Origin of the sequence: Streptomyces sp. NBC_01551, from assembly GCF_026339935.1 — a bacterium.
Taxonomy (GTDB): domain Bacteria; phylum Actinomycetota; class Actinomycetes; order Streptomycetales; family Streptomycetaceae; genus Streptomyces.
In genome coordinates this window covers 3804082-3819107 of sequence record NZ_JAPEPX010000001.1, presented here as the reverse complement: position 1 = coordinate 3819107, position 15026 = coordinate 3804082, and the positions used below count along the sequence as shown (strand labels likewise).

The 15026-nt window shown below is 71.9% G+C and carries 16 protein-coding genes; 9 read left to right on the top strand and 7 right to left on the bottom strand.

Translation table 11 applies throughout. The annotated features are described in order from the left end of the window. Positions 1-4: 4 nt before the first annotated feature. From OG982_RS17210 to hemL, 4 genes are all read right to left on the bottom strand, one after another. A complete protein-coding gene (locus OG982_RS17210; protein WP_266949935.1) occupies positions 5-727 on the bottom strand; it encodes a cytochrome c biogenesis CcdA family protein in 723 nt (240 codons plus the stop codon). 67 nt (positions 728-794) lie between these two features. Next, on the bottom strand, positions 795-1430 hold the full coding sequence (locus tag OG982_RS17205; protein WP_266785822.1) for a TlpA disulfide reductase family protein: 636 nt from the start codon (positions 1428-1430) through the stop codon (positions 795-797). An 85-nt stretch (positions 1431-1515) separates the two neighbouring features. Continuing rightward, on the bottom strand, positions 1516-2190 hold the full coding sequence (locus tag OG982_RS17200; protein ID WP_266785824.1) for a histidine phosphatase family protein: 675 nt from the start codon (positions 2188-2190) through the stop codon (positions 1516-1518). Beyond that, entirely contained in the window at positions 2187-3521 is a 1335-nt protein-coding gene (hemL, locus tag OG982_RS17195; RefSeq protein WP_266948836.1) for a glutamate-1-semialdehyde 2,1-aminomutase, read from the bottom strand. The genes OG982_RS17200 and hemL overlap by 4 nt, the downstream gene beginning before the upstream one ends. A 310-nt stretch (positions 3522-3831) precedes the next feature. On the opposite strand from hemL, the gene OG982_RS17190 reads away from it, so the two are divergent. The 3 genes from OG982_RS17190 (at position 3832) to OG982_RS17180 (ending at position 6813) form a co-directional block, all read left to right on the top strand. Then, positions 3832-4269 carry a hypothetical protein gene (locus OG982_RS17190; RefSeq protein WP_008738524.1) on the top strand — a complete coding sequence of 146 codons (438 nt, stop codon included), beginning with the start codon at positions 3832-3834 and terminating at the stop codon, positions 4267-4269. 247 nt (positions 4270-4516) lie between these two features. Continuing rightward, a complete protein-coding gene (locus OG982_RS17185) occupies positions 4517-5254 on the top strand; it encodes a Mut7-C RNAse domain-containing protein (protein ID WP_266948834.1) in 738 nt (245 codons plus the stop codon). Between the two features lie 41 nt (positions 5255-5295). Beyond that, positions 5296-6813, top strand: coding sequence for an FAD-dependent monooxygenase (locus tag OG982_RS17180; RefSeq protein ID WP_266948832.1), 1518 nt, complete (start codon positions 5296-5298; stop codon positions 6811-6813). A gap of 52 nt (positions 6814-6865) precedes the next feature. Here the strand turns inward: OG982_RS17180 and OG982_RS17175 are convergent, their stop codons facing one another. Then, positions 6866-7381, bottom strand: coding sequence for a hypothetical protein (locus tag OG982_RS17175; RefSeq protein WP_266785832.1), 516 nt, complete (start codon positions 7379-7381; stop codon positions 6866-6868). A gap of 113 nt (positions 7382-7494) precedes the next feature. Here OG982_RS17175 and OG982_RS17170 point away from each other — a divergent pair, with 113 nt between their 5' ends. After that, positions 7495-7830 (top strand): YnfA family protein, encoded by a 336-nt coding sequence (locus OG982_RS17170; RefSeq protein WP_266785834.1) that lies wholly within the window; start codon positions 7495-7497, stop codon positions 7828-7830. Between the two features lie 54 nt (positions 7831-7884). Next, on the top strand, positions 7885-8649 hold the full coding sequence (locus tag OG982_RS17165; RefSeq protein WP_266785836.1) for an SDR family NAD(P)-dependent oxidoreductase: 765 nt from the start codon (positions 7885-7887) through the stop codon (positions 8647-8649). Between the two features lie 13 nt (positions 8650-8662). On the opposite strand, the gene OG982_RS17160 is transcribed toward OG982_RS17165, so the two are convergent. Continuing rightward, positions 8663-9235 (bottom strand): polysaccharide deacetylase family protein, encoded by a 573-nt coding sequence (locus tag OG982_RS17160; protein ID WP_266785838.1) that lies wholly within the window; start codon positions 9233-9235, stop codon positions 8663-8665. 312 nt (positions 9236-9547) lie between these two features. On the opposite strand from OG982_RS17160, the gene OG982_RS17155 reads away from it, so the two are divergent. Beyond that, positions 9548-9859 (top strand): hypothetical protein, encoded by a 312-nt coding sequence (locus OG982_RS17155; protein WP_266785840.1) that lies wholly within the window; start codon positions 9548-9550, stop codon positions 9857-9859. Between the two features lie 108 nt (positions 9860-9967). Here OG982_RS17155 and OG982_RS17150 read toward each other — a convergent pair whose 3' ends face one another. Then, a complete protein-coding gene (locus tag OG982_RS17150; RefSeq protein ID WP_266948830.1) occupies positions 9968-11161 on the bottom strand; it encodes an RtcB family protein in 1194 nt (397 codons plus the stop codon). Between the two features lie 194 nt (positions 11162-11355). Between OG982_RS17150 and OG982_RS17145 the strand changes: the two genes are divergently transcribed. From OG982_RS17145 to OG982_RS17135, 3 genes are all read left to right on the top strand, one after another. Next, entirely contained in the window at positions 11356-12264 is a 909-nt protein-coding gene (locus OG982_RS17145; protein WP_266948829.1) for a DUF3558 domain-containing protein, read from the top strand. A 135-nt stretch (positions 12265-12399) separates the two neighbouring features. Beyond that, positions 12400-13203, top strand: coding sequence for a DUF3558 domain-containing protein (locus tag OG982_RS17140; RefSeq protein ID WP_266785846.1), 804 nt, complete (start codon positions 12400-12402; stop codon positions 13201-13203). A 62-nt stretch (positions 13204-13265) separates the two neighbouring features. Next, positions 13266-14993, top strand: a complete 1728-nt coding sequence (locus OG982_RS17135) for a DUF2637 domain-containing protein (protein ID WP_266948827.1) — start codon at positions 13266-13268, stop codon at positions 14991-14993. Positions 14994-15026 lie beyond the last annotated feature (33 nt).

Sequence of the window (15026 nt, the reverse complement as noted above, 5' to 3'; positions counted from 1 at the left end):
GTCCTCAGATCCCCACCGTGAAGCCGTTGGTCCAGCTCTGCATCTCGCCGACGATGCTGCTCCACATTCCTGTGACGAGCAGCAGACCCGTCAGGATCAGCATGCCGCCGCCGATGCGCATCACCCACGCGTAGTGCTGCTTCACCCAGCCGAACGCGCCGAGCGCCTTGCGGAAGGCGAGGGCGGTGAGGATGAAGGGCAGCCCGAGTCCCAGGCAGAACACGACGGTCAGCAGCGCGCCGCGGCCGGCGGTCGCCTGGTCGAGGGAGAGCGTGTTGACGGCCGCGAGCGTCGGGCCCATGCAGGGGGTCCAGCCGACACCGAAGAGCACGCCGAGCACGGGCGCGCCGACCAGGCCGACCGCCGGCTTCTTGTGGAAGCGGAACTCCCGCATCGTCAGGCCGGGGATCGCCCCCATGAAGAACAGGCCGAGCACGATGACCAGGCCGCCCAGGACCCGGGAGATGACGTCCTTGTTCGCCGCGAGGGTGTCCCCGAAGTAGCCGAAGAGCGCGCCGGTGGAGACGAAGACGGCCGAGAAGCCCAGGACGAACAGGCTCGCGCCGCCCAGCATCCGACCGCGCCGGGCCTCGGCGAGATCGGCTCCGCCGACGCCGGTCACGTAGGAGAGGTAGCCGGGGACCAGCGGGAGCACGCAGGGCGAGAAGAACGAGACCAGCCCGGCCAGCAGCGAGAGCGGCAGGGCCAGCAGCAGCGCGCCGTTCATGACCGTCGTGTTCACGCCGGTCTGCTCGGCCGCGAGGAGGAGCGGGGAGAGTTCGGTGACCACGAGGTCACTTCTCCGCGAGCAGCGGGTCGATCATCGAGCGCAGCTGCTCCTCGTTGACCGCGACGAGGGTGCGGGCGGCGATCTTGCCCTCCTTGTCGAGGACGATCGTGGACGGGATCGACTGCGCGTTCAGCGTGCCCTTGGGGAAGCGGAGCATCAGCTTGCCGTCCGGGTCGTAGAGGCTCGGGTAGGTGATCCCGAAGGTCTCCTCGAAGCCGGCCGCGTTCTGCTTGCTGTTGTCGCGGGTGTTGATGCCCACGAAGGCGACGTCCTTGCCGGCGTCCGCGAGTTCCTTGGAGACCTTGGCGAAGTTCGGCGCCTCGGCCCGGCACGGCGGGCACCAGGAGCCCCAGACGTTCAGGACGACGACCTTGCCCTTGAGGGTGGTGGTGTCGAGGGTCTTGCCGTCGACGGTCTCGCCGTCGAGCTTGGGCGCGTCCGTGCGGTCCGCCTTGGAGACGGTGGAGATGCCGCTGGGGCCCGTCACGTAGTTGCCGCCGGCGGAACCGGCGCTTTTGCTGCCGCTGCCCGAATCGCCGCACGCCGCAAGGGTGAGGGCGCCGGCGAGGGTCACCGCGGTCAGCAGGATGGCGCGGCCGCTGGTCGAGCGGCGGCGACGGGGGGCGCGGCTAAGGCTCATGTGAAAAGTTTCGCATGGGCGATTTGCCGATCTTCCGCGCCCCCCGACGGGGTGCCGAGGCGCTGGTCAGCAGCGCTCGTGCCGGTCAGGCGCCGAACGCCTTGGACTTGCCCTTCACCGGCTTCGCCCCGGCCAGCAGGTGCGCCGGGACCAGGTCCCGGGCCGGCTCGCTGTACCCCACCGACACCAGCGCGTCGCCCTGGTACGTGAACGAGGTCAGCGAGGCCAGCGTGCACTGCCGGCGGCGCGGGTCGTGCCACAGCCGCCGCTTCTCCGCGAAGCTGCGCACGATCCAGATCGGCAGTTGGTGGCTGACCGCGACCGCCTCGTGCCCGCGGGCCGCGTCGCGCGCGGCCTCGATGGCGCTCATCATCCGCACGACCTGCTCGACGTACGGCTCGCCCCAGGACGGCTTGAACGGGTTCGTCAGGTGCTTCCAGTTGCCCGGCTTGCGCAGCGCGCCGTCGCCGACGCCGAAGGTCTTGCCCTCGAAGACGTTGCCCGCCTCGATGAGGCGGCCGTCGGTGGCCAGCTCCAGGCCGTGCAGCTTCGCGATCGGCGCGGCCGTCTCCTGGGCCCGCTCCAGCGGGGAGGCCACCACGTGCGTGATGTCCCGGCTCTCCAGGTGCTCCGCGACCCGGTCGGCCATCTGGCGGCCGAGCTCGGAGAGGTGGTAGCCGGCGCGGCGGCCGTAGAGGACGCCGTCCGGATTGTGCACCTCGCCGTGCCGCATCAGGTGGACGACGGTGATCTCGCTCATGCGGACGCCTCCGGCGTGGCTTCGGCCGCCGCGCGGGCGGCGGCGGGCAGCGCGGCCGCGATGCGCTCGATGGCCTGCTCGTCGTGGGCCGTGGACACGAACCAGGACTCGAAGGCGGAGGGCGGCAGGTAGACGCCCTGCGCCAGCATCGAGTGGAAGAACCCGTTGAAGCGGAATGCTTCCTGCTTCTTCGCGTCGTCGTAGTTCGTGACCTCGTCCTCGGTGAAGAAGACGGAGAACATGTTGGAGGCCGTCTGGAGCCGGTGCGCCACGCCCTCCTTGGTCAGCGCCTCGGTGACGAGCGCCTGGACCTGCGCCGACACCGCGTCGACCGTCTCGTACGCGGCCTCGTCGAGCAGCCGCAGCTGCGCGAGGCCCGCGGCGGTGGCGATCGGGTTACCGGAGAGCGTGCCCGCCTGGTAGACCGGGCCGGCCGGGGCCAGGTGGCCCATGACGTCGGCGCGGCCGCCGAACGCCGCGGCCGGGAAGCCGCCGCCCATGACCTTGCCGAAGGTCATCAGGTCGGGCTTGACCCCGTCCACGCCGTACCAGCCGGCGCGCGAGGTGCGGAAGCCCGTCATGACCTCGTCGGAGATGTAGAGCGCGCCGTTCTCCCGGCACACGGCCGCGAGGCCCTGGTTGAAGCCCGGCGCCGGGGTCACGACGCCCATGTTGCCGGGCGCGGCCTCGGTGATCACGCAGGCGATCTCGCCGGGGTGCGCGGCGAAGGCCGCCCGGACCGCGTCGAGGTCGTTGTAGGGGAGCACGATCGTGTCGCCGGCCTGCGCGCCGGTCACGCCCGGGGTGTCGGGCAGCGCGAAGGTCGCGAGGCCCGAGCCGGCGGCGGCCAGCAGCGCGTCCACGTGGCCGTGGTAGCAGCCGGCGAACTTCACGACCTTCGCCCGGCCCGTGAAGCCGCGGGCCAGCCGGATCGCGGACATGGTCGCCTCGGTGCCCGAGGACACCAGACGGACCTGCTCGACCGGCTCGATGCGCGCGACGATCTCCTCGGCGAGCGCGACCTCGCCCTCGCCGGGCGTACCGAAGGAGGTGCCGCGGGCGACGGCGGCCATGACCGCCTCCGTGACGGCCGGGTGGGAGTGTCCGAGGATCATCGGACCCCACGAGCAGACCAGGTCGACGTACTCGCGGCCGTCGGCATCGGTCAGATAGGGACCGGTACCAGACACCATGAACCTGGGCGTTCCACCCACGGCGCGGAAGGCGCGCACGGGAGAGTTCACGCCGCCCGGCGTCACGAGGGACGCACGCGTAAACAGGTTCTGCGAGACTGGGGCTTCATACGGATACGGGTAGCTCACACCAGCCATGGTCTCAGAGGCCGCGACTGACTTGCGGACGGGCGTTTCACCGCGCCGCCCCGGGGGAGGTCACTGCCATGATGATCAGGCTGCGTGGCGGGGGCCGCGGGGCCGGGGCAGGCAATACCAGTCGGGTGGAGATATGCAACGCGGTGGTGGACCGGGCGAGGGTACGGACGGCCTCGACCCGCAGCGCGCCCGCGATGCGCGCCGCCGCGGCAAGCACCGCAGGCGCGCCACGGACGCCGCGGACGCGGTACCGGGCCCGTTCCAGTCGCCCGAGGACGACGACCAGGACGGCGTGCCCAGGGGCCGCGGCATGGGCGTGACCTACAAGTACTTCGGCGCCCCCGACGGCGCGACGGCGGCCCGGGTGCCGGTGACGATGCGGCCGGAGGAGCTGGGCGGCGACGAGCTCGGCATGGGCGGCATGTTCACCAAGATCAAGCCGGAAACGGTGGCCGCGATGGTCCTGACCGGCATCGAGGGCATACCCCTGCACAAGGTGCCCCCGCTGGAACTGGTCGTCCTCCACCCCGACTACGCCGTGGTCAAGCTCCCGATGACGGTCGTCGACCCGCTGCGCGGCATCGGCGAGGAGTCGGTCGGCGCGGCCGCCTTCATCTGGTCCACCGTCCCCGACCGCGGCGGCCCGCGCGACGCGTTCAACGTCTACCAGCTGCTCCACGAGTGGCAGGACTTCTCCCACCGCCTCCACGAAGCCGGCCACCAGCCGTACTGCCTGGTCTGGCCGTAGCCGCCGCCCGAACCGACCCGCCCCTTCGCGGTCGCCGCCACCGCAAGGCGAGCGTGCGTGACGCCGCGGGCCGGAGCCGGCACGCGCCGGAGCGGGTTCCTTGGCGCGGGGCGGCGTCAAGGGCGGGTTCCGGCCACCAGACGGGCCAGGTGAGCGCACGGCGACACCTACGACGAAGCGCTCGCGTAAATCCGGCATCCGCGTAAATCCGCCGCACCGCGCCGCCGGCCAATGGCATGCTGGGCCCGTGAACGGACCCGGCATTGAGCTCACCCTCGCCCCTGAACTGCGCATCTTCGCGCCGCCCAGCCGGCGCGCCGACCGCGTTGCGACCAGCACCGACGGCGCGTCCAGCATCGGCCACGTCGTCGAATCGGCCGGAGTCCCGCTCACCGAGGTCGGCCGCCTCCTCGTCGACGGCGAGGAAGTGCCCGTCTCCTACGTGCCCCGGGCCGGCCAGTCCGTGGAAGTACTCGGAGTCAGCCGCCCGCAGCAGATCCCCGGCGCCCCGCTCCGCTTCCTCCTCGACGTCCACCTCGGCACCCTCGCCCGCCGCCTGCGCCTGCTCGGCGTCGACGCCGCGTACGAGAACGAGGACATCGGCGACCCCGCGCTCGCCACCCGCTCGGCCGCCGAGCAGCGCGTACTGCTCTCCCGCGACCGCGGACTGCTGCGCCGCCGCGAGATCTTCGCCGGCGCGTACGTCTACAGCGACAACCCCGACGAGCAACTGCGTGACGTCCTGAGCCGGTTCGCCCCCACCCTCGCCCCGTGGACCCGCTGCACCGCCTGCAACGGCCCGCTCCACGAAGCCGACAAGGACAGCGTCGGCGACCGCCTCGAACACGGCACGCACCGCTCGTACGACGTGTTCGCCCAGTGCACCGACTGCGAGCGCGTCTACTGGCGCGGCGCCCACCACGCCCGCCTGGAGCGGATCGTGGACGACGCGGTCGCCGAATTCGGCGGCGTCGGCACCGCGTAGCACCACCACCCGGAGGCGCCCGGCTGGCACACTGCCGAAGCATGACCGCCGCCGAGGACGCAGCCGCAATCACCGAAACCGCCGATGTCGTCGTGGTCGGCGCCGGCCCCACCGGGCTCCTGCTCGCCGGGGACCTCGCCGCCGCCGGACTCGACGTCATCCTCCTCGAACGACGCGCCCGCACCGCCGCCAACCTCACCCGCGCCTTCGCCGTCCACGCCCGCACGCTCGAACTCCTCGACGCGCGCGGCCTCGCCGACGAACTCGTCTCCACCGGCCGAAAGATCGACCGCGTAAGCCCCTTCGGTGGCACCGCCCTCTCCCTCCAACGACTGCGGACCCGCTACCCGTTCGTGCTGATCACCCCTCAATATGAGACAGAGAAACTGCTGGAGCGCCGCGCGCTGTCCACAGGGGCGGTCATCCGATATGACCGCGAGGTCATCGGCCTCCACCAAGACCGCGAACCCGGCCGCGTCACCGTCGACTTCCGCACCCCCGACGGCATCCGCCGGATCAACGCCCGCCACGCCGTCGGCGCCGACGGCGTCCGCTCCACCGTCCGCCAGGCCCTCGGCCTGCCCTTCCCCGGCCAGGCCGTCATCCGCTCCATGATCCTGGCCGACGTACGCCTGACCCATCCGCCCGAGGACCTCCTCGCCGTCAACGGCACCGCCGACGCCTTCGCCTTCCTCGTCCCCTTCGGCGACGGCTGGTACCGCGCCATCGCCTGGCACCGCGACGCCCACGAGGCCGAAGGCGACCCCGCCGACCTCGAAGAACTGCGCGCCATCGCCACCGCCGCCCTCGGCACCGACCACGGCATGCACGACCCCCGCTGGATCTCACGCCTGCGCAGCGACGAACGCCAGGTACCCACCTACCGCGTCGGCCGCGTCTTCCTCGCCGGCGACGCCGCGCACGTCCACTCCCCCGCAGGCGGCCTCGGCATGAACACCGGCCTCCAGGACGCCGCCAACCTCTCCTGGAAGCTCGCCGCCGTCCTCCACGGCCAGGCCCCCGACCCGGGCGCCCTCCTCGACAGCTACCACCGCGAACGCCACCCCGTCGGCCGCCTCGTCCTGCGCGTCAGCGGCGCCCTCGTCCGCGTCGTCATGGCCCGCGGCGCGATCCAGCGCACCGTCCGCGACCTCGGCGCCTCCCTCCTCGGCCGGATCGGACCCGCCCAGGACCGCGCCCTCGGCACCATCTCCGGCCTCGGCATCTCCTACCCGCCCCTGCCCGGCACCCACCGCCCCGCCGGCCGGCGCGCCCCCGACGTCGCCCTCGCGGGCGGACAGCGGCTGTACGAGGCGCTGCGCGCGGGCCGCTTCGTCCTCATCACCCCGCCCGGCGCGGCCACCCCGCCCGCGACCCCGCTCACGCACGTGCACTGGCGTACGAGCAGCCGTAGCTCCTGCGCACTCGTACGCCCCGACGGATACCTCGCCTGGAGCGCCCCCGCGGCCACGGACGCCGAACTCGCCGCCGCCGTGGGGACCTGGCTGCTGCCCGTCGGGGCGGACGGGCCGCCCAGGCCGGACCAGTCGGACCAGTAGGACCGGCCGTCCGGCCAGACCGGCCGGACCGGCCAAGCGGCCCCCGCCCGGCTCAGAAGGCGTAGGAGTCGCCCGTGTCCAGGGCCAGCACCGCGAGCTCGTTGTTCGAGCGGTTGCGGTCGGAGGCGCCGCCGTTCCACCAGGTGTCGAACCGCACCGACACCTCCGGCGGGCGCTCGCGCAGCTCCAGCGCCAGCGTGATGTGCCGGCCCCGCCCGTGCTCCGGCAGCGCCCCCGTCTCGCACACCACCTCGCGCGTCCCGATCCGCGCGCAGCCCTCCGACAGCGCCTGCCGGTCCGCGAGGTCGGCCGACAGCCGCACCCGCACCGTGGCGTTGGGCAGCGCCGACGGCCCGTCGTTCTCCGGGACCAGCCACACGCGGAGCCGGCCCTGGGTCAGCTTCACCCGCCCGTGATACGACACGTCGGCCTCGGGCCCGGCCCACGCGCCTGTGACGTCGCGGGCCGACGCCTGCGCACCACCGGCCAGGCCCGCCACACCGAGCACCAGCGAACCCGCCACCACCACACTTCGTACGGCACCACGGCGCACCGCCACCACCTCCACGCGCGGACGCTAGCCAGCACACCCGCCCGCCGGTCGGACCATCACACGAACGAGGGCGAGCCTCCCCCATTCGCCGCACCGCCCGCCGCGCCACCCCTCGTAGGCTTCCGGCCATGCTGATCGCCCGCTCCGCCGCCCTCTTCGCCCTCGCCGCCCTCCTCGAAATCGGCGGCGCCTGGCTCGTCTGGCAGGGCGTCCGCGAGCACAGGGGCTGGGCCTGGATCGGCGCCGGAGTCATCGCCCTCGGCCTCTACGGCTTCGCCGCCACCCTCCAGCCCCAAGGCGACTTCGCCCGCGTCCTCGCCGCCTACGGCGGAGTCTTCGTCGCCGGATCCCTCGTCTGGGGCGCCGTCGCCGACGGCTACCGCCCAGACCGCTGGGACATCGCCGGCGCCCTCGTCTGCCTGGCCGGCATGGCCGTGATCATGTACGCCCCGCGCGGCCGCTGACCCCCGCCTATGCTGGCGAGTAATCGCCCGTACGAACGACCGAGGAGCCCGCACATGAGCACGGCCGCCACCCGAACCGCCGTAGTCACCGGCGCGAGCAGCGGAATCGGCGCGGCCACCGCCCGGCAGCTCGCCGAGGCCGGCTACCACGTCGTCCTCACCGCCCGCCGCAAGGACCGCATCGAGGCCCTCGCCGCCGAGCTGACCGCCGCCGGCCGCGCCGCCACCGCGTACGCCCTCGACGTCACCGACCGCGCCGCCGTCGACGCCTTCGCCGCCTCCCTGGACCGCTGCGACGTGCTCGTCAACAACGCCGGCGGCGCCATCGGAGCCGAGCCCGTCGCCACCGGCGACCCCGCCGACTGGCGCACGATGTACGAGGTCAACGTCATCGGCACGCTCCACGTCACCCAGGCCCTGCTCCCCGCCCTCACCGCCTCCGGCGACGGCACGGTGGTCGTCCTCTCCTCCACCGCCGGCCACTCCACGTACGAGGGCGGCGCCGGCTACGTCGCCGCCAAGAACGGCGCCCGCGTCCTCGCCGAGACCCTCCGCCTGGAGATCGTCGGCCAGCCCGTCCGCGTCATCGAGATCGCCCCCGGCATGGTCAAGACCGAGGAGTTCGCGACCACCCGCTTCCGCGGCGACACCGACAAGGCCGCCAAGGTCTACGCGGGCGTCGCCCAGCCCCTGTCCGCCGACGACGTGGCCGACACCATCACCTGGGCCGTCACCCGCCCCAGCCACGTCAACATCGACCTCCTCGTGGTCCGCCCCCGCGCCCAGGCCTCGAACACGAAGGTCCACCGCGAGCTGTAGCGCAGACCAGCCGCTACACGACTCCCGCGGCCTTGAGATGCGGCATGAGGGCCGCCGGCTTCAACCCGGCGGCCTTCGCCGCGTCCAGGGCCCGCTGCAGGTCCGCCCCCAGGGTCGGCGTGAAGTGCAGCAGCACGATGTCCCCCGCCACGAGCCGCGGAGTCGGCGGCGTCTCGCCCCAGGTCGTGAAGTCGTACGTCCACGTGACCAGCGCCTTCACCCCGCACGCCTTCGCCGCGAGCCGCACCTCGTCGTTCACCGCCCCGTACGGCGGCCGCAACAGCTTCGGCTCCCGCCCGAACGTCGCCGCCAGCTGCTCCCCGGCGCCGCACACCTCGGCGTCCTTCCCGGCAGCGTCGAGCGTGGTCAGGTCCGGGTGGTTGACGGTGTGGTTCTCCACGCTCACCCGCCCCCGCTCCACGAGCCCGGTGAAGTACGGGGTGTCGTACGAGGTCGCCCCCGGCAGCAGGAACAGCGACGCCGGGATCTGCTTCTCCACGAGGCTCCGCGCGACGGCCGGGTCATGCACCCACCCGTCGTCGATCGTGATGAAGACGACCTTCTCGCCGGTCGGCACGTGCGACACGACGGGCGGCAACCCAACCCGAGCCGCCCCTGCGGACCCGACCGTCCCAAGGGCGAGCGACAACGAAGCGAACGCGGTGACGAGCACACGAGATCTCCACATGCCCGCCACCCTGGTCTAGACCAACTCGCCCCGTCAACCCCCGCCGGAGAGTCTCTTGACCCGAAAACCCCGCGCGCCCGGAGGCAGTTGCCCCCGCCCACACCGACCACCCCGTCCGCGCCGCGCGGCCTGGCCTCACGGCGCCCTGAGGGCGGGGTCGTCTGATTGGATCACCGTCGGCACGTCACACGACCTGACAGGGGGGACCGTATGGCCCAGTGGGTGATCACCGCGGAGAATCACGACTCCGACATGCACGCGTTCCAGACGGTGAAGCAGTTCGACGGCACCCGCGAGGAGGCGCAGGCGCAGCTGCGGGCCGTCGCCGAGTCCGGGTACGTGGCCGGGATCCCGCAATCGCCCAAGCGGCGCATGGTGTTCCGGTACGGCGGCGAAGACGCGTACTACGTCCGCGTCTACAGCAGACTCTCGCGCACGCGCGTCGTCTTCCGGCTGGCGGAGCTGGTCTTCGACACCGACTGGACCGACAAGGTGCCGGACGGCCCGATACCGCCCGGCTGAGGCGGGGCGGACGGGGACAAAGACGGACACGGGGAGCGACGCGGAAGGGCCCGGACCGAGAGATCGGTCCGGGCCCTTCCACTCCCCCGACAACTGCACCGGCGGGCCTCAGCCCTTGATGCAGATGACCTGCTTGAGCTTCGCCACGACCTCGACCAGATCGGTCTGCTGGTCGATGACCTGCTCGATCGACTTGTACGCACCCGGGATCTCGTCCACGACGCCCGAGTCCTTACGGCACTCCACGCCCTTGGTCTGCTCCGCCAGGTCCCGCGCCGAGAACCGCTTCTTCGCCGCCGTCCGGCTCATCTTCCGCCCCGCGCCGTGCGAGGCCGAGTTGAAGGACTTCTCGTTCCCGAGGCCCTTCACGATGTACGAGCCCGTCCCCATGGAGCCCGGGATGATCCCGTAGTCCCCGCTGCCGGCGCGGATCGCGCCCTTCCGCGTGACCAGCAGGTCCATGCCGTCGTACCGCTCCTCCGCCACGTAGTTGTGGTGGCAGCTGATCTCCTCACCGAAGGAGACCTTGGCCTTCCGGAACTCCTTGCGGATGACCTCCTTCGACAGGCTCATCATCGCGGCACGGTTGTACTTGGCGTACTCCTGCGCCCAGAAGAGATCGTTCCGGTACGCCTGCATCTCCGGGGTGGCCGCCAGGAACACCGCCAGGTCGCGGTCGACCAGACCCTGATTGTGCGAGAGCCCCCGGGCCACGCCGATGTGGTGCTCGGCGAGTTCGTTGCCGATGTTCCGGGAACCGGAGTGCAGCATGATCCACACCGAACCGGACACATCAATACACAACTCCCAGAAGTGATTTCCCGTGCCCAAGCTACCCAATTGCCGCAGGGCCCGCTCTCGCCGGAACTTCACCTCGTCCGCCAGGTAGTCGAACCGCTCCCACAGCCCCCCGTACCCGTCCACCGGAAACCCGTACAGCCGGTCCGGGTCCACCGGATCCCGGTGCATGCCCGCCCCGACCGGGATCGCCCGCTCGATCTTCGAGCGCAGCGCCGACAGGTCGCCCGGCAGGTCGTTCGCCGTCAGGGACGTCTTGACCGCCGACATGCCGCAGCCGATGTCCACGCCCACCGCCGCCGGACAGACCGCGTCCTTCATGGCGATCACCGAGCCGACCGTGGCGCCCTTGCCGTAGTGGACGTCCGGCATCACGGCCAGGCCCTTGATCCACGGGAGGGTCGCCACGTTGTGGAGCTGCTGCATCGCACCGGGCTCGACCGACTTCGGGTCGGTCCACATCCGGATCGGGACCTTCGCCCCGGGCACCTCTACATACGACATAACAGCCCCAATACCCCGTTAATCAAAGAAAAGTCTCAATACGCAAAAGCCTCGCTCATAGCCCCAAAACAGACAGCGGACCGGCGCCGGCACCAGCGTGTGCGATAGACATTGTGTCCAGCCGCGCCCCAGCCGCGGCAACGCATTTTCCTGACCGGCCCGGGCGACCGGCCGGTCGAAGGGAGCCAGTGGACGTGCAGCGCAAGGCAGCCAAGGCGGCCAATGCAGTACGACGAGTCCTGCCCGGCATCGCGATGCTCACCGCGCTCGCGACCGTCGGTCTCACCGGGTGTACCAGCGGCAGCGGCGGCGGAGCCGTCAACGACGCGAAGGCCGGCGGCAACCCCGCCCCCGCGCCCGCCGGGAAGTACCGCAGCCTGCCCTCCCCTTGCAAGGCCCCCGAAAGCAAGCGCCTCAAGGCGATGCTGCCGGCTCCGGACTCCCTCACCGAGGAAACGCTCGACAAGCTCTACGCCGGCACCGCGGACACCTCCTACGACGGCGACCGGCACGTCGGTTGCCGCTGGACCGCGACCACGCCCGCCGAAACGCGACTGCTGTACGTCGGATTCGAGCGCGTGGTCTCGTACGACCGCGCCACCGCCAGCGACGACGACCGGGCCCGCCAGGTGTACGTGCGCCGGCTGACGGACGCGAAGCTGCCCTTCCCCGGGCCCACCACCAGCCCCAGCACCGGCACGAGCCCCACGCCCGGAACGACCGCGAGCCCCAGCGCGAGCCCGAGCGCGAGTGCCAGTACGGGTGCGGGTGCGGGTGCGAGCCCCAGCGCGAGCGCGAGCACCGGCCCCCGCAGCCCCGGCGCGAGCCCCGGCAGCGCCACCCCCACCCCCACGCCCGAGCTCGGCTCCCGCGTCCTGGAGGACCTCGGCGACGAGGCCTTCATCGAGGACAAGCTGAGCGCGGCCGGCGCCACCGCCGCGCAGGCGCGCAGCGTGCGGATTGTGTTCCGCACCTCCAATGTCCTGGTCACCGTCGAGTACAGCGTCCAGCCCTCACCGGCCGGCGCCGTCCCGCCGAGCACCGAAACCCAGGACCGGGCGCGCCAGTTGGCGCAGGCCCTGGCGGAGCGGTTCAGCGAGTGACCGGGGGCGTACGGGGGGTCCGCGTGACGGCGCGCACAGCAGGCTCGCGCCGCGTCGGGCTACCGTTGCTCGGGTCCCGTGCCCTCGATACGCCCGTACGAAGACCGATGAAGACCCACAACGTCTGAAGGAACCATGCACCGATCAGCCTCGCGCCTCACCCGCGTTCTCGCCTGCGCAGCCGTCCCGGTGATCCTCACCGTCGCCGGATGCTCCTCCGATTCGGGCAAGGACTCGGGTTCGGGTTCGGACAACGGCAAGAAGTCCGGGTCGTCCGCGTCCTCCTCCAAGCCGAACCCGAAGGGCTCCGCCGCGCTGGAGAAGGTCGCGTACGCCACGCTGCCCGAGCCCTGCAAGGCCATAGCCGAGAAGAGCATCGACTCGCTCGTCCCGGAGGCGAAGGACAAGAGCGGTACGGCGACCAAGTCGAACGACCTGTCCAGCCGCGCCAGCTGCTCCTGGAACGGCCTCGACGTGGACGGCCTGAAGGGCTCGAAGTACCGCTGGCTCTCGGTCTCGCTGATCCGCTACGAGTCGCACGCGTCGCTCGGCAGCGGCAACAAGCGCGCCGAGGAACAGTACAAGAAGCAGGTCGAGACGGCGAAGGCGACGCAGGACGCCACCGACGTGAAGGTGGAGCCGGCGGGCAGCATCGGCGACGAGGGCACGTCGGTCGTGTACGGCGTGAAGAAGGACGTGCAGTTCTTCAACACGACGATCGTGGCGCGCACCCAGAACGTCGTCGTGACGGTCGACTACAACGGCGCGTCCTACGAGGGTGCCGACGCCCCCGACCAGGCGAAGCTGATGGAGAACGCCATCGCGGCGGCCAAGGAGACGGTCGCGTCGGTCGAGGCGGCCAACAAGGGCGAGGCCAAGGAAGAGAGCAAGGAAGAGCCCAAGAAGGAGTCCCCGCAGCCGTCGCAGTCGACCTCCTGACGACAGGCCGTACGCTGTGCCTGCCATAGCTCATTAAGGGGAGGGGATCGCGGGTGGCCGCGATGCAGCTGACTCGTACGCACCGCATATTGATCGGTGTCGTGGTCGCCGGTGCCGTGGTCATCGCGGGGATCGGTTTCGCGGGATCGTATGCCGCGGTGCGCGCGCTCGCGCTGCAGAAGGGCTTCGGCAGCTTCTCGCTGGTGTTCCCGATCGGCATCGACGCGGGCATCTGCGTGCTGCTGGCGCTGGATCTGCTGCTGACCTGGATCCGCATCCCGTTCCCGCTGCTGCGGCAGACGGCGTGGCTGCTGACGGCGGCGACGATCGCCTTCAACGGCGCGGCGGCCTGGCCGGACCCGCTGGGCGTGGGCATGCACGCGGTGATCCCGATCCTGTTCGTGGTCACGGTGGAGGCGGCCCGGCACGCCGTGGGCCGGATCGCGGACATCACCGCGGACCGGCACATGGAGGGCGTCCGCATCACGCGGTGGCTGCTCTCCCCCGTCCCCACGTTCAAGCTGTGGCGCCGGATGAAGCTGTGGGAGCTGCGCTCCTACGAGCAGGCCGTCGGGATGGAGCAGGACCGGCTGATCTACCAGGCCCGCCTGCAGGCGCGCTACGGGCGGGCCTGGCGCCGCAAGGCCCCGGTCGAGGCGCTGATGCCGCTGCGGCTGGCCCGCATCGGCGTCCCCCTCTCCCAGACGGCCCCGGAAGGCCTGGCCGCGGCGGGCATAGACCCGGTCCTCCTCCCCCCGGTGAAGCCGGTACCCCCTGCCCTGGCCGGGCGGGACGAGACCCTTGTCCTGGCCGGGCGGGACCAGGACCCCGCCGCTGCCGCCGCCCTGGCCGGGCAGGACCAGGCCACCGCGAGGCAACTCGCGGGCCAGGTCGCGGGGCAGGCCAACGACCAGGCCCCGAGCCCGCTGACCGGGCAGCCGAACGGCCCGGGCCAGGTCGCGGGTCAGGCCGCAGGCCAGATACCCGGGCAGATCAACGGCCAGACGACCGGCCACCTCGCGGGCGCGGCGAACGGTCTGATCCCCGGCCAGCCCGACGCCCAGGGCCGGGGCCAGGCGAACGGCCAGCTCGCAGGCCAGTTCCCCGGGCAGATCAACGGCCAGGCGAACGGTCAGTTCGCGGGCCAGGCGAACGGCCAGGCGAACGGCCAGGCCGATGGCCAGGTGCCGGGTCAGGCCGGAGGCCCGCTCGCCGGCCAGGCGAACGGGCAGTTCCAGGCGCAGGCCGCCGGCCAGCTCAGCGGCCAGTTCCCCGGCCAGGGGAACAACCAGGGCCAGGGCCAGGGCCCGGTGAACGGCCCGTTCCCGGGTCAGAGCGCCGGCCAGGCGAACGGGCACCTTCCCCCCGCGTTCGCGGTGGATCCGACCGCCATGCCGGCCGCGCACAACAGCGCCTGGTTCGCGGCGCCGCTCGCCCCGCAGGCCTCGTACGAGGGCGGCTACAACCCCGGGGAGCCGGCTCCGGAGGCGGAGGGTCCGCAGCAGGAGGAGCTCCCCGAGCCGCCCGCCGACGCCGACGCCGACGCACCCGCGACGGCCGATGACGACGACTCCGGCTTCGACCAGGTCAAGTTCAACGAGGCGGCCTACGAGGTGTTCCGCTCCTACCTCGACGAGCACTCCGACTTCCCGACCCCGGAGCAGGTGGACATACACCTCGCCGACCGCCACGGGATCGAGCACCCCCGCAGCTCCTCGATGATCCGCAAGCTCATGCCGGGCCTGAAGATGCGCTACCAGCGCGAGCTGGAGAGCGAGCACATCGCCTGACGAAAACACCAAGGCATGCGAAAGGGCCCGCGC

What these genes read in the sequence shown, in the direction of transcription:
- OG982_RS17210 (WP_266949935.1), bottom strand. Translation starts at nt 727, where the DNA reads ATGAACGGCGCGCTGCTGCTGGCCCTGCCGCTCTCGCTGCTGGCCGGG.
- OG982_RS17205 (WP_266785822.1), bottom strand. Translation starts at nt 1,430, where the DNA reads ATGAGCCTTAGCCGCGCCCCCCGTCGCCGCCGCTCGACCAGCGGCCGC.
- OG982_RS17200 (WP_266785824.1), bottom strand. Translation starts at nt 2,190, where the DNA reads ATGAGCGAGATCACCGTCGTCCACCTGATGCGGCACGGCGAGGTGCAC.
- hemL (WP_266948836.1), bottom strand. Translation starts at nt 3,521, where the DNA reads ATGGCTGGTGTGAGCTACCCGTATCCGTATGAAGCCCCAGTCTCGCAG.
- OG982_RS17190 (WP_008738524.1), top strand. Translation starts at nt 3,832, where the DNA reads ATGGGCGTGACCTACAAGTACTTCGGCGCCCCCGACGGCGCGACGGCG.
- OG982_RS17180 (WP_266948832.1), top strand. Translation starts at nt 5,296, where the DNA reads ATGACCGCCGCCGAGGACGCAGCCGCAATCACCGAAACCGCCGATGTC.
- OG982_RS17170 (WP_266785834.1), top strand. Translation starts at nt 7,495, where the DNA reads ATGCTGATCGCCCGCTCCGCCGCCCTCTTCGCCCTCGCCGCCCTCCTC.
- OG982_RS17165 (WP_266785836.1), top strand. Translation starts at nt 7,885, where the DNA reads ATGAGCACGGCCGCCACCCGAACCGCCGTAGTCACCGGCGCGAGCAGC.
- OG982_RS17155 (WP_266785840.1), top strand. Translation starts at nt 9,548, where the DNA reads ATGGCCCAGTGGGTGATCACCGCGGAGAATCACGACTCCGACATGCAC.
- OG982_RS17150 (WP_266948830.1), bottom strand. Translation starts at nt 11,161, where the DNA reads ATGTCGTATGTAGAGGTGCCCGGGGCGAAGGTCCCGATCCGGATGTGG.
- OG982_RS17140 (WP_266785846.1), top strand. Translation starts at nt 12,400, where the DNA reads ATGCACCGATCAGCCTCGCGCCTCACCCGCGTTCTCGCCTGCGCAGCC.
- OG982_RS17135 (WP_266948827.1), top strand. Translation starts at nt 13,266, where the DNA reads ATGCAGCTGACTCGTACGCACCGCATATTGATCGGTGTCGTGGTCGCC.